General features: G+C 68.1%; 29 protein-coding genes. 3 read left to right on the top strand and 26 right to left on the bottom strand.

What is annotated here, in order from left to right; genetic code table 11:
• Position 1: 1 nt before the first annotated feature.
• Genes glmM through rplM form a run of 3 tightly spaced genes read right to left on the bottom strand, consistent with a single transcriptional unit; the run spans position 2 to position 2,347 of the window.
• Complete coding sequence (gene glmM / locus ACIBI9_RS11490) at positions 2-1,354, bottom strand: phosphoglucosamine mutase (RefSeq protein ID WP_397221881.1); 1,353 nt, start codon at positions 1,352-1,354, stop codon at positions 2-4.
• Position 1,355: 1 nt separating this feature from the next.
• On the bottom strand, positions 1,356-1,877 hold the full coding sequence (gene rpsI, locus ACIBI9_RS11485) for a 30S ribosomal protein S9 (protein WP_185070658.1): 522 nt from the start codon (positions 1,875-1,877) through the stop codon (positions 1,356-1,358).
• 26 nt (positions 1,878-1,903) lie between these two features.
• Positions 1,904-2,347 carry a 50S ribosomal protein L13 gene (gene rplM, locus ACIBI9_RS11480; RefSeq protein ID WP_185070656.1) on the bottom strand — a complete coding sequence of 148 codons (444 nt, stop codon included), beginning with the start codon at positions 2,345-2,347 and terminating at the stop codon, positions 1,904-1,906.
• A gap of 386 nt (positions 2,348-2,733) precedes the next feature.
• Between rplM and ACIBI9_RS11475 the strand changes: the two genes are divergently transcribed.
• From ACIBI9_RS11475 to ACIBI9_RS11465, 3 genes are all read left to right on the top strand, one after another.
• Positions 2,734-3,414 carry a CAP domain-containing protein gene (locus ACIBI9_RS11475; protein WP_397221880.1) on the top strand — a complete coding sequence of 227 codons (681 nt, stop codon included), beginning with the start codon at positions 2,734-2,736 and terminating at the stop codon, positions 3,412-3,414.
• Between the two features lie 699 nt (positions 3,415-4,113).
• Positions 4,114-4,779 carry a hypothetical protein gene (locus ACIBI9_RS11470; RefSeq protein WP_397221879.1) on the top strand — a complete coding sequence of 222 codons (666 nt, stop codon included), beginning with the start codon at positions 4,114-4,116 and terminating at the stop codon, positions 4,777-4,779.
• 104 nt (positions 4,780-4,883) lie between these two features.
• Positions 4,884-6,896, top strand: coding sequence for a hypothetical protein (locus tag ACIBI9_RS11465; protein WP_397221878.1), 2,013 nt, complete (start codon positions 4,884-4,886; stop codon positions 6,894-6,896).
• Here ACIBI9_RS11465 and truA read toward each other — a convergent pair.
• The 23 genes from truA to rplN all read right to left on the bottom strand — a co-directional run bounded on the left by truA (position 6,861) and on the right by rplN (position 20,221).
• Positions 6,861-7,757 carry a tRNA pseudouridine(38-40) synthase TruA gene (gene truA / locus ACIBI9_RS11460; RefSeq protein WP_397221877.1) on the bottom strand — a complete coding sequence of 299 codons (897 nt, stop codon included), beginning with the start codon at positions 7,755-7,757 and terminating at the stop codon, positions 6,861-6,863. The genes ACIBI9_RS11465 and truA overlap by 36 nt on opposite strands.
• A gap of 74 nt (positions 7,758-7,831) precedes the next feature.
• Positions 7,832-8,374: a 50S ribosomal protein L17 gene (gene rplQ, locus ACIBI9_RS11455; protein ID WP_397221876.1), complete on the bottom strand. Its 543-nt coding sequence runs from the start codon at positions 8,372-8,374 to the stop codon at positions 7,832-7,834.
• 132 nt (positions 8,375-8,506) lie between these two features.
• Complete coding sequence (locus tag ACIBI9_RS11450; protein ID WP_103960866.1) at positions 8,507-9,523, bottom strand: DNA-directed RNA polymerase subunit alpha; 1,017 nt, start codon at positions 9,521-9,523, stop codon at positions 8,507-8,509.
• Between the two features lie 95 nt (positions 9,524-9,618).
• Positions 9,619-10,245, bottom strand: a complete 627-nt coding sequence (gene rpsD / locus ACIBI9_RS11445; protein ID WP_397221875.1) for a 30S ribosomal protein S4 — start codon at positions 10,243-10,245, stop codon at positions 9,619-9,621.
• A 23-nt stretch (positions 10,246-10,268) separates the two neighbouring features.
• Entirely contained in the window at positions 10,269-10,673 is a 405-nt protein-coding gene (rpsK, locus tag ACIBI9_RS11440; protein WP_020542285.1) for a 30S ribosomal protein S11, read from the bottom strand.
• A 42-nt stretch (positions 10,674-10,715) separates the two neighbouring features.
• A complete protein-coding gene (rpsM, locus tag ACIBI9_RS11435; protein WP_125644650.1) occupies positions 10,716-11,096 on the bottom strand; it encodes a 30S ribosomal protein S13 in 381 nt (126 codons plus the stop codon).
• Between the two features lie 222 nt (positions 11,097-11,318).
• Complete coding sequence (rpmJ, locus tag ACIBI9_RS11430; protein ID WP_003956441.1) at positions 11,319-11,432, bottom strand: 50S ribosomal protein L36; 114 nt, start codon at positions 11,430-11,432, stop codon at positions 11,319-11,321.
• Positions 11,433-11,457: 25 nt separating this feature from the next.
• Positions 11,458-11,679 (bottom strand): translation initiation factor IF-1, encoded by a 222-nt coding sequence (gene infA / locus ACIBI9_RS11425; RefSeq protein ID WP_012887858.1) that lies wholly within the window; start codon positions 11,677-11,679, stop codon positions 11,458-11,460.
• A gap of 291 nt (positions 11,680-11,970) precedes the next feature.
• Positions 11,971-12,372 carry a hypothetical protein gene (locus ACIBI9_RS11420; RefSeq protein ID WP_397221874.1) on the bottom strand — a complete coding sequence of 134 codons (402 nt, stop codon included), beginning with the start codon at positions 12,370-12,372 and terminating at the stop codon, positions 11,971-11,973.
• A 103-nt stretch (positions 12,373-12,475) separates the two neighbouring features.
• Entirely contained in the window at positions 12,476-12,925 is a 450-nt protein-coding gene (locus tag ACIBI9_RS11415; RefSeq protein WP_397221873.1) for a DUF1707 domain-containing protein, read from the bottom strand.
• An 18-nt stretch (positions 12,926-12,943) separates the two neighbouring features.
• Complete coding sequence (gene map / locus ACIBI9_RS11410; protein WP_397221872.1) at positions 12,944-13,753, bottom strand: type I methionyl aminopeptidase; 810 nt, start codon at positions 13,751-13,753, stop codon at positions 12,944-12,946.
• Between the two features lie 112 nt (positions 13,754-13,865).
• The gene (locus tag ACIBI9_RS11405) at positions 13,866-14,516 is read right to left on the bottom strand and encodes an adenylate kinase (RefSeq protein WP_185070637.1); all 651 of its coding nucleotides are present in this window, start codon (positions 14,514-14,516) and stop codon (positions 13,866-13,868) included.
• Positions 14,516-15,820 carry a preprotein translocase subunit SecY gene (gene secY / locus ACIBI9_RS11400; RefSeq protein WP_397221871.1) on the bottom strand — a complete coding sequence of 435 codons (1,305 nt, stop codon included), beginning with the start codon at positions 15,818-15,820 and terminating at the stop codon, positions 14,516-14,518. Before secY ends, ACIBI9_RS11405 begins: the two co-directional genes overlap by 1 nt.
• Before the next feature lie 166 nt (positions 15,821-15,986).
• On the bottom strand, positions 15,987-16,442 hold the full coding sequence (gene rplO / locus ACIBI9_RS11395; protein WP_397221870.1) for a 50S ribosomal protein L15: 456 nt from the start codon (positions 16,440-16,442) through the stop codon (positions 15,987-15,989).
• Between the two features lie 2 nt (positions 16,443-16,444).
• Positions 16,445-16,627 carry a 50S ribosomal protein L30 gene (gene rpmD / locus ACIBI9_RS11390; RefSeq protein WP_080043226.1) on the bottom strand — a complete coding sequence of 61 codons (183 nt, stop codon included), beginning with the start codon at positions 16,625-16,627 and terminating at the stop codon, positions 16,445-16,447.
• A 2-nt stretch (positions 16,628-16,629) separates the two neighbouring features.
• Positions 16,630-17,259, bottom strand: a complete 630-nt coding sequence (gene rpsE, locus ACIBI9_RS11385) for a 30S ribosomal protein S5 (protein ID WP_091090115.1) — start codon at positions 17,257-17,259, stop codon at positions 16,630-16,632.
• A 25-nt stretch (positions 17,260-17,284) separates the two neighbouring features.
• The gene (gene rplR / locus ACIBI9_RS11380) at positions 17,285-17,668 is read right to left on the bottom strand and encodes a 50S ribosomal protein L18 (RefSeq protein ID WP_397221869.1); all 384 of its coding nucleotides are present in this window, start codon (positions 17,666-17,668) and stop codon (positions 17,285-17,287) included.
• Positions 17,669-17,670: 2 nt separating this feature from the next.
• A complete protein-coding gene (gene rplF / locus ACIBI9_RS11375; RefSeq protein ID WP_397140978.1) occupies positions 17,671-18,213 on the bottom strand; it encodes a 50S ribosomal protein L6 in 543 nt (180 codons plus the stop codon).
• Positions 18,214-18,229: 16 nt separating this feature from the next.
• Positions 18,230-18,628 carry a 30S ribosomal protein S8 gene (gene rpsH, locus ACIBI9_RS11370; RefSeq protein ID WP_360687295.1) on the bottom strand — a complete coding sequence of 133 codons (399 nt, stop codon included), beginning with the start codon at positions 18,626-18,628 and terminating at the stop codon, positions 18,230-18,232.
• 154 nt (positions 18,629-18,782) lie between these two features.
• Positions 18,783-18,968 (bottom strand): type Z 30S ribosomal protein S14, encoded by a 186-nt coding sequence (locus ACIBI9_RS11365; protein WP_020542298.1) that lies wholly within the window; start codon positions 18,966-18,968, stop codon positions 18,783-18,785.
• 4 nt (positions 18,969-18,972) lie between these two features.
• Complete coding sequence (gene rplE, locus ACIBI9_RS11360) at positions 18,973-19,548, bottom strand: 50S ribosomal protein L5 (protein ID WP_106253395.1); 576 nt, start codon at positions 19,546-19,548, stop codon at positions 18,973-18,975.
• Positions 19,548-19,841 carry a 50S ribosomal protein L24 gene (gene rplX / locus ACIBI9_RS11355; RefSeq protein WP_225965786.1) on the bottom strand — a complete coding sequence of 98 codons (294 nt, stop codon included), beginning with the start codon at positions 19,839-19,841 and terminating at the stop codon, positions 19,548-19,550. Before rplX ends, rplE begins: the two co-directional genes overlap by 1 nt.
• Before the next feature lie 8 nt (positions 19,842-19,849).
• On the bottom strand, positions 19,850-20,221 hold the full coding sequence (gene rplN / locus ACIBI9_RS11350; protein WP_106253399.1) for a 50S ribosomal protein L14: 372 nt from the start codon (positions 20,219-20,221) through the stop codon (positions 19,850-19,852).
• Positions 20,222-20,405: the final 184 nt, after the last annotated feature.

The raw sequence follows: 20,405 nt of genomic DNA, 5'->3' as shown, positions 1-20,405 counted from the left end.
CTCAGACGCAGGCCGTGCGCACCACGCCGGCGAGACGGTCCGCCACCTGGGTGGCGTGCTCCTCCGACGCGGCCTCGACCATGACCCGGATCATCGGCTCGGTGCCGCTCGGCCTGATCAGGACCCGGCCCGTCTCCCCCAGCTCGGCCTCCGCCTCGGCGACGGCGGCCAGCAGCTCGGGGGCGGCGGCCTTGCCCTTGTCCACGTCCTTGACGTTGATCAGGATCTGCGGCAGCGGCGTCATCACCGCGGCCAGCTCCTTCAGCGGCACGCCCGACTTGGCCACCACGCCCAGCAGGTGGAGCGAGGTGAGCAGGCCGTCGCCGGTGGTGGCATGGTCGAGCATGATGACGTGGCCCGACTGCTCCCCGCCCAGGTTGTAGCCGCCGGACTTCATCCGCTCCAGCACGTAGCGGTCGCCCACCGCGGTCTCCACCACGGTGATGCCCGCATCGCGCATGGCCAGCTTGAAGCCCAGGTTGGACATCACGGTCGCCACCACGGTGTCCTTGGCCAGAAGGCCCTCGCCGTGCATGGCGGCGGCGAGGATGGCCATGATGTGGTCGCCGTCGACGATCGCGCCCGTGTGGTCGATCGCCAGGCAGCGGTCGGCGTCGCCGTCGTAGGCCACGCCCAGGTCCGCCCCGCGCGACACGACCACCTGCGCGAGCTTGTCCAGGTGGGTGGAGCCGTGGCCGGCGTTGATGTTGAGGCCGTCGGGCCTGGCGCCGATGGCCTCGACCCTGGCGCCCGCCCGCACCAGCGCCTCCGGGGCCACCATGTGGGCGGCGCCGTGAGCGCAGTCGACCACGATGTTCAGCCCGTCGAGCGCGGCCTTCATCGTGGTCAGCAGGTGGGAGACATACCGGTTGGCCTCACCGTACGCGTCCCGCACCCGGCCCACGGCCGAGCCGACGGGGAAGCTCCAGTCCTCGCCCAGCCGCCGCTCGATCTCGTCCTCGACCGCGTCGGACAGCTTGAAGCCGCCGCGGGCCAGGAACTTGATGCCGTTGTCCGGCGCCGGGTTGTGCGAGGCCGACAGCATGACGCCGAGGTCGGCGCCGAGCGCGGCGGTGAGGTGGGCGACGGCCGGGGTGGGCAGTACGCCGAGGCGCAGCACGTCCACACCGGACGCCGCAAGGCCGGCGACCACCGCGGCCTCGAGAAACTCTCCCGAGGCGCGAGGGTCCCGGCCCACGACCGCCACCGGCCTGCTCTTGCGGCCGGCAGCGGCGAACGCGCCCGCATCGCCGAGGACATGAGCCGCCGCGACCGAAAGGTCCATGGCGAGCTGCGCCGTGAGGTCGCGACCGGCGACCCCACGTACCCCGTCGGTGCCGAAAAGGCGCGCCAATTTAGCGCTTGCTGTACTGCGGAGCCTTGCGGGCCTTCTTGAGGCCGTACTTCTTCCGCTCCGTGGCGCGGGCGTCACGGGTGAGGAAGCCGGCCTTCTTCAGCGGCGGCCGGTTGACCTCGACGTCCAGGATCGCCAGGGCGCGGGACAGGCCCATGCGCAGCGCGCCGGCCTGGCCGGTCACGCCGCCGCCGTCGATGCGCGCGATGACGTCGAACGCCTCCTCGGCGCCGAGCACCACGAAGGGCTCGTTGACGATCTGCTGGTGGACCTTGTTCGGGAAGTAGACGTCCAGCGAACGACCGTTGATCGTCCACTTGCCGGTGCCGGGGACGATGCGCACGCGGGCGATCGCCTCCTTGCGGCGGCCGGTGCCGTACGAGTTGCCCGTGGTGACGGGCTTGCGCACGGGCGCGTCGGCGCTGGCGGCGGACTCGGTGGTGTACTCGGACGGGAAGTCCTCGCCGGAGAATTCCTCCAGCTCGGCCTCGACGGCCGTCTCGACACCGGTGGGCTCAGCCACGGTTCTCCTCTAACTCTTTCGAACTACTACTGGGCGATCTGGGTGATCTGGAACGGCACCGGCTGCTGGGCCTGGTGCGGGTGCTCGGAACCCGCGTAGACCTTCAGCTTCTTCGCCATCTTCCGGCCGAGGGAGTTCTTCGGAAGCATGCCCTTGACGGCCTTCTCGACGGCCTTGTCGGGCCGCTTCTCCATGAGCTCGCCATAGCTGACGGAACGCAGACCGCCCGGGTAGCCCGAGTGGCGGTACGCCTTCTTCTGCTCAAGCTTGTTGCCACTGAGCGCGATCTTGTCCGCGTTGATCACGATGACGAAGTCACCGGTGTCGACGTGAGGAGCGAAGATCGGCTTGTGCTTGCCGCGGAGCAGGGTCGCGACGTGGCTGGCCAGCCGGCCCAGCACGACATCGGTCGCGTCGATGACGTACCACTGACGCTGGACGTCGGCGGGCTTCGGTGAGTACGTGCGCACGGTCGTAGCCTTCTTTATGCTCGCGTCTTCGGCGCTGTCGGATGCGACAGCTACATTTGGTCGGTCGGTGCGGGCACACGACGGCCCGGACCTTCCGTCTCCTCATTACGGGAGATGACGCCGGACGCGCCGCGCATTGGTCACGCGGGACCTATGCACACAACGAACCTAAGCTACTCGCCCAAAGGCGCGCAGGTCAAAACGACCAGTAGCCCTGGGCGAGTCTACCCGAACGCAGAACGGTTCGGTTTCGTTTACCTGGGACCTCTTCTTTCCCAGGACCAGACATCCCTATCGTTAGCGGCGGTATGTGGCAGAACTCTCACTCCCGGCCAACCCAGCGGGGCGCTCGGCGCCGGAATCATCTGGGGGTGTTGGCCTGCCTCATGACCGTGCTCTTCACGGGGGTGCTGCTCGGCCGGCTCACCGACGACGCCGAGCCGGCCCCTCACGTCTACCTCAACGAGACCGCCCCGCCCGCGGCGGCCACCGCCAACCCCGCGCCGACGACGGCCAGGAAGGCGCAGCAGCAGCTCGAGATGATCCCGAGGGAGATCACGACCAAGGCGCTGCCCCGCGGCCGGGCCACCCCCAAGGCCACCAGGACGCCCGACGGCGAGATCGCCGGGTTCAACACCCAGGACAACCCCGCGATGCTCAGCGACGGCAGCGGCGGCGTCCAGATCATGCCCGGGCTGGCGGCCAAGGTCGTCTCGCTCACCAACTCCGCCAGGTCCCGCCACGGCTGCCCGGCGCTCAGGGTGAACGCCGGGCTCTCCAGCTCGGCGCGTACGCACTCGCTGGAGATGGCCCGGACCGGGCAACTCGCGCACACCTCCCCCGACGGCTCGTCGCCGTGGGACCGGATGGAGCGCGCGGGATACCGCTGGGGCGCCGCGGAGAACATCGGCGCCGGCTACAGCACCCCCGAAGAGGCGGTGAGCGGCTGGCTCGGCAGCCCCGACCACCGCAAGAACATCCTCGACTGCGGCCTGAAGGCCATCGGGGTGGGCGTCGCGTCCGGCCCGGACGGGCCTTGGTGGACCCAGGACTTCGGAACCCGATGACGCGCATCACGGTAATCTCGCCGCATGGCTTTTCCCGAAGGACGTGAAAACAGCGCCCCCTATGGCATGGGGAGTGTCTTCCAGCCTGCGGGCAGACGCCGCGCTCCAAACGGTCCCGGCGGTCCGGACGGCCCCAATGGCCCCGGCGGGCCCGGGGGTCCCGGCGGGCCCGGTGGGCCTGGGGGTCCCGGCGGGCCCGGTGGCCCCGGTGGGCCTGGCGGGCCTGGCTTTTTCGGCGCCCCCAACGGCCCTGGCGGTCCCGGCGGCCCGAACGGGCCCGGCGGTCCCGGCGGCCCCGGCGGCCCGAACGGACCCGGTGGTCCTGGCGGCCCTGGTGGCCCGAACGGACCCGGCGGCCCCAACGGTCCTGGCGGTCCCGGCCCCGGTGGTCCCGGCGGATCCGGCTTTTTCGGCGGCCCGAGCGGACCGGACGGCCCCGGTGGTCCCGGTGGACCTGGTGGTCCCGGCGGCCCTGACGGCCCGAACGGTCCGGATCTCCCCGGCGACGGCGACGACACTCCGCGCCGCTCCCGCCGCTCCCGCAAGCAACGCGCCGCCGACGACTCCGAACAGGAGAGCAAGTCCGACGGGGCGCCGCAGAGCTCCGACAGGGCGCCGCAGAGCAGGGTCGGCTGGAGCCCGTACGACGAGGGCCCGCGCTCGCGCGCCCCGCTGTGGTTCGCCCTCGGCGGCATAGCGGTGCTCGGCCTGCTCGGCGGCGGCCTCGCGCTGATGTGGAACGCCGACAAGCCCGTCACGGCCCAGACCACCAACACCCGCATGACCGCGCCACCGCTCCCGACGGCCCCGCCCGGCAAGTACGGCTTCGCGGCCGAACGGTCCAGCGACCCCGACCCGATCACGGTCAAGGAGATCTTCGGCAAGACGAAGAAGATCACGATCTCGGGCCGCTCGTACGAGATGACGATCACCAGCAAGGACAAGAAGTGCAGTGACGGCGCCCTGGGCGACGCCTTGAAGAAGGCGCTCAAGGACGGCAAGTGCAACCAGCTCGTACGCGCCAGCTTCCGCGACAAGGACGGAAAGATCATCGGCACGGTCGGCGTGGCCAACCTCAAGACCAGCAAGTCGGCGTCCAAGGTGGCCAAGGCCGGCAGCACGGCCAACTACGTGAAGCCGCTGGCGGGCAAGGACAGTGTCACCAAGCAGCTCGGCTCGGGCGCGGGCGGCGCGAAGATCTGGACGCACGGCCACTACGCGATCATGGTCTGGTTCCAGAACAAGGACGGCACGAAGCCGGACAAGAAGGGCTCCAAGCAGATCTTCGCCGCCATCGGCGACATCACCAAGGCGACGGTCTTCAAAGCTCTGGACCACCGTTCGGTCACCGGAAGCCCCCTGTAGCGAATCCGGCTTCTTATTTGATAAGCCCCCAAACGGGATGCCGGATCCCGTTGGGTAAGCCCATACCGACATAACGATCTCGCTACTCTCGCTAGGCTCGCCCTATGCGTGGCCAGGAACCCGGGTCTGAGCACGATCGCAGGGAAGCCGACGGATCGGCCGCACCAGCGACGCCACCGCCGAGCTTCGGCCAGACCAGCGGGCGAGACGTACCACCGGCGTTCGCCCCCGCCGACGAGGAAGTGCGCGGCTCCTCCGACGACGCGGCGCACGGCCCTGCCGACGACGCGCCGCCCGCCCCGCCGGGCGAGGCGGCGGACGCCGTTCCCGTCTTCCGGGGGCCGCCGTCCGAGTCGCCGGAAGACGGGACGCGACCCGCCGTCCCCGTCTTCGGGGAGCCGCCGCCCGAACCGCGACCCGCCGATCCCGCCTTCCGGGAGCCGCCGCCCGACCACGGGACGCGACCCGCTGATCCCTCCTTCCGGGAGCCGCCGCCCGACTCCTCCGATCCCGACGAGCCGCCCGGCGTCCAGCCGTGGGAGGTGGCCGGCGACGACGCCGCGCCGTACGACTGGTTCGAGGACGAGTCCGAGCCCACCAGGCCGGGCGGCCTGCGGCCGCCTCACGCGGCCGCCGAGGCGGAGGACCCCGACCAGACGCTCATCGGCCGGGCGCGCCCCACGCTGGGCGAGCAGATGCGAGCCGAACAGGTGCGGGCCGTCCGCCCCTGGGACGACCCGGAGCCCGGCGGCCCGTCGTGGGAGCCGCCACCGGCGTTCACCGCCGCCGCGGCGGGCATGCCGGTGTGGCCCCCGCCCCCCAGCGACCCGCACGCCATGCCGCCCTGGCCCGCCGCCACGGGCGAGCTGGTGGCCGAACCCGACAACGACGAGCCGGGCTCCCCCTTCGACCCCAACGCCACCCAGCCGGAGGGCGTCACGCGCCCGGCCCACTACTTCGACCCGGAGGCGGCCCGCAGGGAGGCCGCCCAGCAGGCGGAGGTGGTCAGGGCCCAGCCCCCGTCCATCGCCGACCAGGACACCCCTCCGGACGGCTTCCTGCCGGCCCCGATCGCCCCACCCGAGGAGGACGTCACCGATCCGACGGTTCCCTCCTTCGGCCCGAAGCCCGCCGAACGCGGCACCCCGCCGCTCTCACTGTCCGATCCGGCCAACCCGCCGGCCCGCACGCCGGAGCCCGGCGACGTGCCCGTCTGGCCCCCTATCCCAGCATCCGAGGCCAAGCTGCCCGATCTCCCGTTCCCCAGGGACACCTGGGGACAGAAGCCCGCCGCCCCGCTCAGCCGGCCCCAGGGCGGCAGCCCGGCGTTCCCGCCTGGAGCGTTCAAACAGCCACCGTTCCAGACCCCGCCCCCGCCGCCCGTCCCGCCCGGAAAGAGCAAGCGGGCCCTGCTCGTCACATTGGGCGCGTTGGCCCTGGCCGGCGTGGCGACCGGCGGCTTCTTCGCCTACCAGGCGGTCACCTCCCCCACGCCCACCACGGCGGCAGCCCGGCCCAGCACGTCGGGCGAGCCCAGCTCCGAGGCGCCCGCCGCGAGCGCGCCCTCCGACGCGCCCGACGGCACGTCCATCCTCAACTCCGAGCAGACCGACCCGCAGAAGCTCTCGCTCTCGGAGGCGTTCCCGAAGAAGAAGGTCAGCGCGGCGGGCACCACGTTCACCAGGGTCAAGGCGGCGGTCGAGACGAGCTGCGACAAGGCCGCCACAGGGGAGTTCGCGGAGGCGCTGAAAGAGCAGAAGTGCAGCCGCGTGCTCAGGGCCACCTACGTCGACAGCAAGCGCCGCTACGCGGTCACCACGGGCATAGCGGTCCTGCCCGACAAGGACGCGGCCATCATCGCCGACCAGTCCAAGAACCTCTCACGCAACGTCTGGTTCCGCCCGCTCCCGGGCTCCGACGGCTCGGGCGGCGAGCGCGTGAACATCGCCGGCGGCTACGCGGCCGGCCTGGTGTGGGGGCGCTACATCGTCTTCAGCTACGCCACCTACGCCGACGGCCACACGCCGGAGTCCAAGGAGAAGACGCTGCCCAAGGTCAGCGGGGCGTTCCGGGACCAGATCTCACTCGTCCTCGAGCGCCGCGTCACCAAGGGCTGACGGCGTCCGCTGGAGGGCGGTGGTGCGCACTCGCCGCGTGGCCCGGGCCCGCGCGGCGAGCTCCGGCTCCGCCGGGTAGCCCACCTCCTCCAGGCACAGCCCATGCGCCGGCGCGACGTGCACCCCCGAGTCCCGTACGGCCCGCGTCAGCACCTGGGCGGGCCACTCCACCGGCCGGCTACCGTCACCGGCGGCCAGCAGCGAGCCGACCAGCGCCCGCACCATCGAGTGGCAGAACGCGTCCGCCACGACGGTCGCCACCAGCACCCCGTCGGGCTCGCGTGCCCAGTCCAGCCGCTGCAGCTCCCTGATCGTGGTCGCGCCCTCGCGCTTCTTGCAGAACGCCGCGAAGTCGTGCTCCCCGATCAGCCGCGCCGCCGCCGCGTTGAGCGCGCCGACGTCCAGCGACCGGTTGTGCCAGACCACCTCGCGCCGCCGCAGCGGGTCGACGCCGCCCATCCGGTCGCTCACCCGGTACGCGTACCGCCGGAACATCGCCGAGAAACGCGCGTCGAAGCCCTCAGGAGCCACGCAGACTCGATGAACCCGCACATCCGAGGGCAGGATCCCACCCAGGCGCCTGACAAGCGCAGCGAGCCGCTCGTGGACGCCCAGAGGCCCCCTGTTGCCGTCGAGCTCGGCCAGCGACCCGTCGGGCACGTCCACGTGGGCCACCTGACCGCGCGCGTGCACGCCGGCGTCGGTGCGGCCGGCCACGGTCAGCATCGCGGGCTCGCCGAGGCGCAGGATCCTGCCGAGCGCCTGCTCGATCTCGCCCTGGACGGTCCGGCGTCCCGGCTGCCTGGCCCATCCGGAGAAGTCGGTCCCGTCGTACGCGAGGTCGAGGCGGAGCCGTACCACGATGATCCTCCTTCAATGGAAAACGGGCCCGCACCCCGCAGGGGGTCCGGGCCCGTCTCGTCCGACCTGAAAGATCAGGCCTCGTCCTTCTTCGCCTCAGCCTCGGCGGCCGGGGCCTCCTCAGCGGCGGGGGTCTCCTCGGCGGCGGCCTCGGGGGCCTCGCTCTCCTCGGCCTTGGGAGCCTCGGTCTCCTCCGCGGCGGGCGCCGGAGCCGCGGCGGCGGCCGGGGCCTCGGTGCGGCGGGTCGTGACGGCGTTCAGCGGCTCGGTCACCAGCTCGATGACCGCCATCGGGGCGTTGTCGCCCTTACGCGGACCGACCTTGGTGATCCGGGTGTAGCCACCGGGACGCTCGGCGAACGTCGTCGCGATCTCGGTGAAGAGGTGGTGTACGACGCCCTTGTCCTTGACGACCGTCAGGACCTGGCGACGGTTGTGGATGTCGCCCTTCTTCGCCTTGGTGATCAGGCGCTCCGCCAGCGGGCGCAGGCGCTTGGCCTTGGCGACCGTCGTGCGGATCTTGCCGTGGCGGAACAGATCGGTGGCCAGGTTGGCCAGGATCAGCCGCTCGTGCGCCGGGCTGCCGCCAAGACGTGCACCCTTGGTGGGCTTGGGCATTTCATTCTCCTTGTGGTTAACCCGCCCCGGCCGTACCAGGTACCGGAGTCGGGCCGGCGCCGCGTACGCGCGACGCCGTTACGTTCAGCTTCCCCGCGCCTCCACGAGGGACGCGCGGGGACCGCGGAAGTGTCAGTACTGCTCGGTCTCGACGTAAGCGCTGTCGTCGTCGTCGTAGCCGCCACCGGCCACCGCGCTCGGGTCGAACCCGGGCGGGGAGTCCTTGAGCGCCAGCGACATCTCGTGCAGCTTCTGCTTGACCTCTTCGATCGACTTGGCGCCGAAGTTGCGGATGTCCAGCAGGTCCTGCTCGCTGCGCGCGACGAGCTCGCCCACGGTGTGGATGCCCTCGCGCTTGAGGCAGTTGTAGGAGCGAACGGTGAGGTTGAGCTCCTCGATCGGCAGCGCCAGGTCGGCGGCCAGGGCGGCGTCGGTCGGCGACGGGCCGATGTCGATGCCCTCGGCCTCGACGTTGAGCTCGCGGGCCAGGCCGAAGAGCTCGACGAGGGTCTTACCGGCGGATGCCACCGCGTCGCGGGGCTTCATGGCCGGCTTGGTCTCGACGTCGAGGATGAGCCGGTCGAAGTCGGTGCGCTGCTCGACTCGGGTCGCCTCGACCTTGTAGGTGACCTTGAGCACCGGGGAGTAGATCGAGTCGATCGGGATGCGACCGATCTCCTGGCCCGGCTGCTTGTTCTGGGCGGCGGAGACGTAGCCGCGACCGCGCTCGACGGTCAGCTCCATCTCCAGCTTCGCCTTGCCGTTGAGCGTGGCGATGCGCAGCTCGGGGTTGTGCACCTCGACACCGGCCGGCGGCGCGATGTCGGCGGCGGTGACCTCACCCGGGCCCTGCTTGCGCAGGTACATCACGACCGGCTCGTCGTGCTCCGAGGAGACGACCAGCTCCTTGAGGTTGAGGATGATGTCGGTGACGTCTTCCTTGACCCCGGGAACGGTCGAGAACTCGTGCAGGACGCCCTCGATCCGGATGCTCGTCACGGCCGCGCCCGGAATGGACGACAGCAGCGTGCGGCGGAGCGAGTTGCCGATGGTGTAGCCGAAGCCCGGCTCCAGCGGCTCGATGACGAACCGGGACCGGGTGTCGTCGATCGACTCTTCGAGAAGAGTCGGGCGCTGAGCGATCAGCATGTGGGGTCTCCCCTTTTTCGTGTGGCGCCCGCTATATGACGCCACTCCGATAAACAGCGTAGTTGAGGTGCGGAGACCCGCACCTCAACTCAGGCTCACTTCGAGTAGTACTCGACGATGAGCTGCTCCTGGACCTGGGTGTCGATCTGCTGGCGAACCGGCAGCTGGTGAACCAGGACGCGGAGCCTCTCGGGCACGACGCCGAGCCACGCGGGAACGGTGCGCTCGCCCGCGGTCGCCCGGGCGACCTCGTAGGGCAGAAGGTTGCGCTTGTTCTCGCGGACCTCGATGATGTCGTGCTCGCGAATGCGGTAGGACGGGATGTCGACCTTCTTGCCGTTCACCAGGATGTGGCCGTGGCGCACCTGCTGGCGGGCGGCGTCGCGCGACTGGGCGAACCCGGCGCGGTAGACGACGTTGTCGAGACGGCTCTCCAGGATCTGGAGCAGCGCCTCACCGGTCTTGCCGGTCTTGCGGGTGGCTTCCTCGTAGTAGTTGTGGAACTGCTTCTCGAGGACGCCGTAGATGCGGCGGGTCTTCTGCTTCTCACGAAGCTGAAGCTGGTACTCGGACTCCTTGGGACGTCCGCGGCCGTGCTCACCCGGCGGGTAAGGACGGATCTCGATGGGGCACTTGGCAGACTCGCACTTGCTGCCCTTGAGGAAGAGCTTGGTCTTCTCGCGACGGCAGAGCTTGCAGTCGGCGCCCGTGTAACGAGCCATTTCTCAATATCTCCTGGGCTTGTTCAGACGCGGCGGCGCTTCGGCGGCCGGCAACCGTTGTGCGGGACCGGGGTGACGTCCTGGATCGAGCCCACCTCGAGGCCGGTGGCCTGGAGCGAGCGGATCGCGGTCTCACGGCCGGAGCCGGGACCCTTGACGAAGACGTCCACCTTGCGCATGCCGTGCTCCATGGCGCGGCGAGCGGCGTTCTCCGCGGCCATCTGCGCGGCGAACGGGGTGGACTTACGGGAGCCCTTGAAACCCACGTGGCCGGCGCTGGCCCAGGAGATCACGTTCCCGTTGGGGTCCGTGATCGAGACGATCGTGTTGTTGAACGTGCTCTTGATGTGGGCGTGCCCGTGAGCGACGTTCTTCTTTTCCTTGCGGCGCACCTTCTTCGGGGCGCCCTGGCGGCTCTTAGGAGGCATTGTTTGCCATTACTCCTGAGGTCTTCGGTCCGCGGCTGTGGACTACTTCTTACCGGGCTTCTTCTTGCCGGCCACGGTCTTCTTCTTGCCCTTGCGGGTGCGCGCGTTGGTCTGCGTGCGCTGGCCGTGGACGGGCAGGCCCTTGCGGTGCCGGATGCCCTGGTAGCAACCGATTTCGATCTTGCGACGAATGTCGGCCTGGACCTCGCGGCGCAGGTCACCCTCGATCTTGAAGTTCGCCTCGATGTAGTCACGCATCGGGACGAGCTCGGTGTCGGAGAGCTGGTGCACGCGGAGGTCGCCGCTGACACCGGTGGCCTGGAGGATCTCCTGGGCGCGGGTGCGGCCGATTCCGTAGATGTAGGTGAGAGCGATCTCCAGCCGCTTCTCGCGGGGGAGGTCGACGCCAACCAGGCGAGCCATGGTCGGGCATTCTCCTTCTTTGTGGCGGAGGTCTTGCGCCGCACTACCCCTCCCCAATGCCCGGGGTGAGGGCCCCGGCCTCCGACCGGGGGTCTCCCGAGTGGTTCGGGCCTTTCGAAAAGGGCCCGCCTGCTCAAGTGTGAGACGCGATTACTGACTCAGGCTCCTCATGCGTCGAGCCCGCTCCCTCAATCGGGGCGGACTCGGGGAGCCTTGCGGCGACTAACCCTGGCGCTGCTTGTGGCGCAGGTTGTCGCAGATCACCATGACGCGACCGTGCCGGCGGATAACCTTGCACTTGTCGCAGATCTTCTTGACGCTCGGCTTTACCTTCATTGTCCTTCGTGATTCCTCAGACGTCTTACTTGTATCGGTAGACGATCCGCCCACGACTCAGGTCGTAGGGGCTCAGTTCAACGACTACCCGGTCGTCCGGCAGAATCCGGATGTAGTGCATCCGCATCCGCCCGCTGATATGGGCCAGGACCTTATGGCCGTTGTCGAGCTGCACCCGGAACATGGCGTTCGGGAGCGACTCGACCACAGTGCCCTCGATCTCGATGGCGCCGTCTTTCTTGGCCAAGATTCCTCGCGTTTCACTGATCGATCGTCTGAGGCTCCGGTTCACTAAGCAGCCGCGACCTCACGCTTCGAAGAGAGCGGCGACCAGCAAGGCCGCCGACGCGTGAAAGTCATAGTGAGCCGACTAAGGAGTGTACGACACCTGAGCCTAAAACGCGAAACGCGTGTCAGGTGTCCTGACACAACCATGGAAGAGTCTACCCCACGTTCACCGGCCCTCAGGCCCACCCGGAAAAGCGGAAGGCCCGCCGAGGGAGAGATCCCGGCGGGCCCTGTTCCAGTGGGTGAGGTCCTAGTAGATGCGGTGCGCGGGGCCGCAGTACTTGGACGGGCCGCCCCAGCAGGTGTAGGTGTACAGCTTCTTGATGCCGAACTTCGACCAGGTCGCCTGGTACGAGCCGTCCCAGCCCTGGACGAACTTGTGCCAGCTGCCGCCGGAGTAGTACTTGAACCACACGTACCCCTTCTTCGGGGTGAACTCCTTGCCGTACCAGTGGGTGTAGACCTTGCCGTTCTGCTTCCAGGTCTTGCCGTAGGTGTAGGCCTTGTGGTTGGCGGAGTAGTACTTGCCCCAGCTGCTGATCGACGTGACCGTCGACTGGGTGGTGGTGGCCGCCTGGGCGGCGGGGGCGACGGCGAGCCCGGTGAGGGCGATCGAGCCGGCGAGGGCGGTGGCCGCAAGGATCTTGCGCATTTCGGTTCCTCCGTGAGTCGTGCTTCCCGACACAGCTCACGTTAGGAATCCAGACATATCCGTACTGCGCACGAATGCACACAGTGCACTAGTGCACACAGCCCTACTTGTGCTTCTTGGACTTCTTGGACTTGTCGGGCGGCGGGTTGCCGAAGACGGTGCTGACCAGCAGGATCACGCCCCACGGGCCCATGACCCACAGCGGCCAGGGGTAGATCAGATGCTCCGACGTGATGCTCACGATCAGCCAGATCACCCAGTTGATGCCGCTGGCCGACGCCCAGGCGCCCCAGGCCGCCCGCATGCCGGGATGCATGCCGGTGCGCCGTGCGGGGCTCTGTGGCACCGTGGCGGGCCGGTTGCGCAGGTCCACGTCGGGCAGGTCGACCGTCAGCTTGGCCAGCTCTCCGTACGTCCTGCTCTGGTAGAGCTGCTCGAGCCGCTCGTTGAACTCGTCCATCGTGATGCGACCCTGCGCGGTGTGCTCGCGGAGGATGGCGGCGACGCGGTCGCGGTCGGCGTCGGAGGCTCGCATCTCGGGGCTGTTCGCCATCCCACCCACTCCCGGGGGTCAGTTCTGCGGTTGGGTAAGGCGCTCTTTCCCGCCGTCAAGGGCGGTCAGCACCCAAGGTCCATTATGTGTCACGGCGACGCTGTGCTCGAAGTGCGCGGAGTGCTTGCCGTCGACCGTCACGACGGTCCACTCGTCGGCCAGCACGCGGGTGCGCTCGGTGCCCAGGTTCACCATGGGCTCGATGGCCAGGCACATGCCCTCTTCCAGCACCGGGCCCCGGCCGGGCCGGCCGTGGTTGGCGATCCACGGGTCCATGTGCATCTCGGTGCCGATGCCGTGCCCGCCGTACTCCGGGGGGATGCCGAAGCGGCCCTGCGACTTGACGTAGCGCTCCACCTCGTAGCCGATGTCGGACAGGTGGCGGCCGACCCGCAGCGCCGCGATGCCGCGCCACATGGCGTCCTCGGTGATCCGCATCAGCTCGGTCAGCTTCGGGTCCACCTCGCCGACCGGCACCGTCACGGCCGAGTCGCCGTGCCAGCCGTCCAGGATCGCGCCGCAGTCGATGGAGATGATGTCGCCCTCGCGCAGCTTCCTGGCGTCGGTCGGGATGCCGTGCACCACCTCGTCGTTCACCGACGCGCAGATCGTCGCAGGGAAGCCCTGGTAGCCCTTGAACGACGGGATCGCGCCCTCGCCCCTGATCGCCTTCTCGGCGATGACGTCGAGGTCGAGCGGCGTCATGCCGGGCTCGACCGAGCGCTTCAGCAGGTCGAGCGTGCGCCCGACCACCAGGCCCGCCGCCCGCATCTTCTCCAGCTGCTCCGGCGACTTGATCTGGATGCCGTGTCTGTTCCTTTTGAACATCTTCTGCCCCCCTGGGTCTCAACGGGCCACAATGGGGGCCCAATTCCCCCCACAATAGCCGCGAGGTGGCACGGAAACCCGTGCCACCTCCGCAAATCGCTCGTAACTGGAGCTATCCCATGAACGGGCGGATCGCCTCCATGGCCCGCTGGGTGACCTCCTCGACCGGACCCGTGGCGTCGACCCCCACGAGAATGCCCTCGTCGGCGTAGTAGGAGACCAGCGGCGCCGTCTGCTCCTGGTAGACCTCCAGGCGGTGCCTGACGGTCTCCTCCTTGTCGTCGTCACGCTGGAAGAGCGCGCCCCCGCACGCGTCGCATTTGTCGTCCTTCTTGTCGTCGAACTCGACGTGCCAGATGCGGCCGCACTGGCTGCAGGTGCGCCGGCCGGCCAGCCGCCTGACCACCTCGTCGTCGTCGACGACGAGCTCGAGTACGAGGTCGAGCGCCTGGCCCCAGTCCTTGAGCATGTCGCGCAGGATCTCCGCCTGTGCGACGTTCCTCGGGAAGCCGTCGAGCAGGAACCCGTCCTGCGCGTCGTCCTCGGACAGACGGTCACGGACCATGGCGATGGTGACCTCGTCGGGCACCAGATCACCACGGTCCATGTACGTCTTGGCCAGCTTGCCAAGATCCGTGCCCCCCGAGACGTTGGCACGGAAGATGTCACCTGTCGAGATCTTCGGGATGGACAGGTTCGATGCGATGTACTGGGCCTGTGTCCCCTTACCCGCTCCGGGGGGCCCGACCAGAACGAGACGCACTACCGCAGGAAACCTTCGTAGTTACGCTGCTGGAGCTGGCTCTCGATCTGCTTAACAGTGTCCAGGCCGACGCCTACCATGATCAGAATGCTCGTCCCTCCGAACGGGAAGTTCTGGCTCGCACCGGACACCGCCAGCGCGACGATCGGGACCATGGAGATGAGACCCAGATAGAGCGAGCCCGGCGCGGTCAGACGAGTGAGCACGAAGTTCAGGTATTCAGCCGTCGGCCTGCCAGGACGGATGCCCGGAATGAAACCACCGTACTTCTTCATGTTGTCGGCGACTTCAGTGGGGTTGAACGTAATGGACACGTAGAAGTACGTGAAGAAGATGATCAGCAGGAAGAACGTGGCCATGTAGATCGGCGTGTCGCCCGTGGCCAGGTTCTGCGAGACCCAGCGGATGAACGCGTTGTCCGTGGTCTGGAAGAGCGACGTCAGCAGCTGCGGCAGGTAGAGCAGCGAGGACGCGAAGATGACCGGGATGATGCCGGCCTGGTTGACCTTCAGCGGAATGTAGGTGGACGTGCCGCCGTACATTCTGCGCCCGACCATCCGCTTGGCGTACTGCACCGGGATGCGGCGCTGGGCCTGCTCGACGAACACCACCGCGGCGATCATGAAGACACCGACGACCATGACGACCGAGAAGGTGAACTTGTTCGCCTGGAAGATGTTGGCCAGCTCGGACGGGAAGACCGCGACGACCTGCGTGAAGATCAGGATGGACATGCCGTTGCCGACGCCGCGGTCGGTGATGAGCTCACCGAGCCACATGATCACCGACGTACCGGCGGTCATGATGACCACCATCGTCACGATCTGGAAGATGTTGTCGGGGTCGAGCAGCACGTCCTGCTGGCAGTTCGGGAAAAGCTGCCCGGTGCGGGCCAGCGCGATGAAAGCGGTCGACTGGAGGACGGCGAGCCCGATGGTCAGATAACGCGTATACTGCGTGATCTTGGTCTGACCGGCCTGTCCTTCCTTCTTCAGCGCCTCGAGTCGCGGAATGACGACGACCAGCAGCTGGAGAATGATGCTCGCGGTGATGTACGGCATGATGCCCAGCGCGAACACCGAAAGCTTCAGGAGCGCACCACCGCTGAACAGCTGCACCATCCCGTAGATGTTGCCGGCGGCTCCCTGACGGGCCTGATCGAAACAGGCCGCGAGGTTCTGGACGTGAACTCCCGGAGTCGGAAGAACCGAGCCGAGACGGAATAGCGCGATGATGCCCAGGGTGAAGAGCAACTTCTTGCGCAGGTCCGGTGTCCGGAACGCCCGGGTAAACGCGGTCAGCACGGTCCCTCCTGCGCGCCTTTACGGCGGTGTGAGTATGCGATGGTGCGGGGATCTGCCATGTCTGTCTTAGGTCAAACGAGTCGGTCAGAAGCCTGCCGTCTCGCGAACTCTAACGCACTACGGGCGTGGGGGCATTTGTCAAAGCCCCCACGCCTCGTAATAGCTCTTACAGCTCGGTAACGGAACCACCCGCAGCGGCGATCTTCTCCTTCGCGGTGGACGAGAAGGCGTGAGCCTGAACGTTCACCGTGACAGAGATCTCGCCGGTGCCGAGCACCTTCACGAGCTGGTTCTTGCGGACAGCACCCTTCGCGACCAGCGCCTCGACGGTGACCTCGCCACCCTCGGGGAACAGCTCGCCGAGCTTGTCCAGGTTGACGACCTGGTAGGTCGTCTTGAACAGCGCGTTGGAGAAGCCCTTGAGCTTCGGCAGACGCCTCTGCAGCGGCACCTGGCCACCCTCGAAGCCGAGGGGGACCGTCGTACGGGCGTGGCTGCCCTTGGTGCCGCGACCGGCGGTCTTGCCCTTCGACGCCTCGCCGCGACCCTTGCGGATCTTGGCCTTGTTGGCGCCGGGGGCGGGACGCAGGTCGTGAATCTTGAGCGGAGCCTTGTCAGTCATGACTAGTCGACCTCTTCCACCTCGACGAGGTGCGTCACCACGGAGACCATCCCGCGAATCTCGGGCCGGTCCTCCTTGACGACGACGTCGCCGATTCGCTTCAGGCCAAGCGAACGCAGCGAGTCACGCTGGTTCTGCTTGCCACCGATCTTCGAGCGAACCTGAGTGATCTTCAGGCGTGCCATGACTAGCTCACCGCCTTCGCGGCCGCCGCCTCGGCGAGACCCTCACGCTGAGCCTTCAGCATGCGGGCCGGAGCGACGTCCTCGATCGGCAGGCCACGGCGGGCGGCGATCTCCTCGGGCCGCGAGAGGCCCTTCAGAGCCGCCACGGTGGCGTGCACGATGTTGATCGGGTTGTCGGAGCCGAGCGACTTCGACAGCACGTCGTGGATGCCGGCGCACTCCAGCACCGCGCGCACCGGACCGCCGGCGATGACGCCGGTACCGGCCGAGGCCGGACGCAGGAAGACGACACCGGCCGCCTCCTCGCCCTGCACGGTGTGCGGGATGGTGCCCTGGATCCGAGGCACCTTGAAGAAGTGCTTCTTCGCCTCTTCGACGCCCTTGGCGATGGCCGCGGGCACTTCCTTGGCCTTGCCGTAGCCGACGCCGACCAGGCCGTTGCCGTCACCGACGACGACGAGGGCGGTGAAGCTGAAGCGACGACCACCCTTCACGACCTTGGCCACTCGGTTGATCTTCACTACGCGCTCGATGTACGAGACGCCCTTGTCGGCGGCGCCACCGCGGCGATCGTCACGACGGTCCCGCCGCTCGCCACCGGTGCCGCCACCGCGACGCGGAGCTGCAGCCATCAGTGGTTCCTCTTCTCAGTTGCCATCAGAATTCGAGCCCGCCTTCGCGGGCGCTGTCCGCCAGAGCCGCGATGCGGCCGGCGTAGCGGTTGCCACCGCGGTCGAAGACGACCTTGGTGATCCCGGCTTCCTTGGCCCGCTGAGCGAGGAGCTCGCCGACCTTCTTCGCCTTCTCGGTCTTGTCCGCCTCCAGCGAGCGCAGCGAGACGTCCATGGTGGACGCGCTCACCAGCGTGTGGCCGACGGAGTCGTCCACGATCTGGACGAACATGTGACGCGTCGAGCGGTTGACGACCAGGCGCGGACGCTCGGCCGTACCGACGACGAACTTGCGGACGCGGCGGTGACGGCGGGCCCGCGAGACGGTGCGGGCAGCCGTGTGCTTGCTGAACGCAGTCTTCGGAGCCATGCCTACTTACCAGCCTTTCCGACCTTGCGGCGGATCTGTTCGCCCTGGTAGCGCACGCCCTTGCCCTTGTACGGGTCAGGCTTGCGCAGCTTGCGGATGTTGGCCGCGACCTCGCCGACCTTCTGCTTGTCGATGCCGTCCACGTGGAACAGGGTCGGCTTCTCGACGCGGAAGGTGACGCCCTCGGGGGCGTCCACGATGACCGGGTGACTGAAGCCCAGCGAGAACTCCAGCTGCGTCGGGCCCTTGGCCGCGACGCGGTAACCGACGCCGACGATCTCCAGGGACTTGGAGTAACCCTGGGTGACGCCCTGCACCATGTTGGCGATCAGCGTCCGGGACAGGCCGTGCAGCGCACGGACCTTGTTCTCGTCGTTGGGCCGGGAGACGGCGATGGCGCCGTCCTCGTCGCGAGCGACCGTGATGGGCTCGGCGACCTTGTGACTGAGCGTGCCCTTCGGGCCCTTGACCTGGACATCCTGGCCGGCGATCGTGATGTCTACGCCGCTGGGCACAGGGATGGGCAGCCGTCCGATTCTCGACATGCTGTGTTCCTCCCCTCTACCAGACGTAGGCGAGGACTTCGCCGCCCACGCCACGCTTGCCGGCCTGCTTGTCGGTCATGAGACCGGCGGACGTCGAGATGATCGCGACGCCCAGCCCGCCCAGGACTCGAGGCAGGTTGTCCTTCTTTGCATAAACCCGCAGACCGGGCTTGGAAACCCGGCGCAGGCCCGCGAGCGACCGCTCACGGGTAGGCCCGAACTTGAGCTCCACCACGAGGTTCTTGCCAACCTTGGCGTCTTCGACGCTCCAGGACTGGATGTAACCCTCCTGCTGGAGGATCTCGGCGATGTGCGCCTTGATCTTCGAGTACGGCATCGTCACGCTGTCGTGGTACGCCGAATTCGCGTTACGCAGACGTGTGAGCATGTCTGCGATCGGGTCGGTCATCGTCATGGCCAGTGGCCTTCCTCGCCGCGGTTTCCAGTCGGCCAAGCAGCGCTCTGCCGGTGGACCTTCGGCGCGGTCATGGACGCTCCTTGGGAGCGCCCGGGTCTTCTTCTGAAAATATGATCACCCAGGGGCGGCACGAGGCCGCCCCTAAGGTTATCTACCAGCTCGACTTGGTGATGCCGGGCAGCTCGCCCCGGTGCGCCATCTCGCGGAAGCACACGCGGCAGAGCCCGAACTTGCGGTAGACGGCGCGCGGCCGGCCGCAACGCGAGCAACGGGTGTACGCCCGGACCTCGAACTTCTGCTTGCGCCCCGCCTTGGCGATCAGCGACTTCTTCGCCATTGGATCAGGCCTCCTTGAACGGGAAGCCGAGGAGCTTCAGCAGCGCCCGGCCCTGGTCGTCGTTCTTCGCCGTGGTCACGATCGTGATGTCCATGCCCCGCGGCCGGTCGACCTTGTCCTGGTCGACCTCGTGGAACATGACCTGCTCGGTCAGACCGAACGTGTAGTTGCCGTTGCCGTCGAACTGCTTGGGCGACAGGCCGCGGAAGTCCCGGATACGAGGCAGGGCCAGCGCCAGCAGCCGGTCGAGGAACTCCCACATGCGGTCGCCGCGCAGCGTGACGTGGGCACCGATCGGCATGCCCTCACGCAGCTTGAACTGGGCGATGGACTTGCGCGCCCGGACGACGGCCGGCTTCTGGCCGGTGATCACGGTGAGGTCGCGGACGGCGCCCTCGATGAGCTTCGAGTCGCGAGCCGCCTCGCCGACGCCCATGTTGACCTTGATCTTGGTCAGGGCCGGGATCTGCATGACGTTCTCGATGCCGAACTGCTCGCGAAGCTGGGCCGCGATCTCCTCGCGGTACTTCGTCTTGAGTCGCGGCGTCGGGCGCTCGGTCTCAGTGGTCGTGGCAGTCATCAGCTGTCCTCACCCGTCTCGTCGGCCTTCTTCTCGTCGGCCTTCTTCTCGGCGGGCTTCTCGTCCTTGAGCTTCTTCACGTTCGAGACGTGGATGGGGCCCTCCATGGTCTGCACGCCGCCGGTCTTGGCGCCGCGCGGACCCTGGTGGGTCTCCTTGGAGTGCTTCTTGATCATGTTGACGCCCTCGACCACCACACGGTCCTCGTGCGGGAGCGTGGCGATGACGTGACCCTTGGCACCCTTGTCCTTGCCGGCGATGACCTGGACCAGGTCACCCTTCTTCACATGCAGCTTCGGCATTACAGCACCTCCGGGGCGAGCGAGATGATGCGCATGAACTTCTTGTCGCGCAGCTCGCGGCCGACCGGGCCGAAGATACGAGTGCCACGAGGGTCGCCGCTGTCCTTGATGATGACGGCGGCGTTCTCGTCGAAGCGGATGTAGGAGCCGTCGGGCCGGCGGCGCTCCTTGACCGTGCGGACGATGACGGCCTTGACCACGTCGCCCTTCTTGACGCCCGTGCTGCCCGGCAGCGCGTCCTTGACAGTGGCGACGATGATGTCGCCGATACCGGCGTAGCGTCGGCCCGAGCCACCGAGCACACGGATGCAAAGGATTTCCTTCGCCCCCGTGTTGTCGGCGACCTTGAGCCGCGACTCCTGCTGGATCACGTTGAACTCCTGTTAGTCGCGCCGGTTCTCATTTCTGAGCCTGGCGGAACCGTCGTTGTCTTGTTCCCACGGCCACAACGCCCGTAGGCGCCGCACCGCAGGCGACGCGAGACCACATGTGGCCCCGCGTCCTTGGACGCCGTCATGGGGGCTCTCAGAGCCCCCACGAGGCGCGGTATATGTC

This window comes from Nonomuraea sp. NPDC050451, from assembly GCF_044458585.1.
This window is presented reverse-complemented; position numbering and strand designations above follow the sequence as displayed.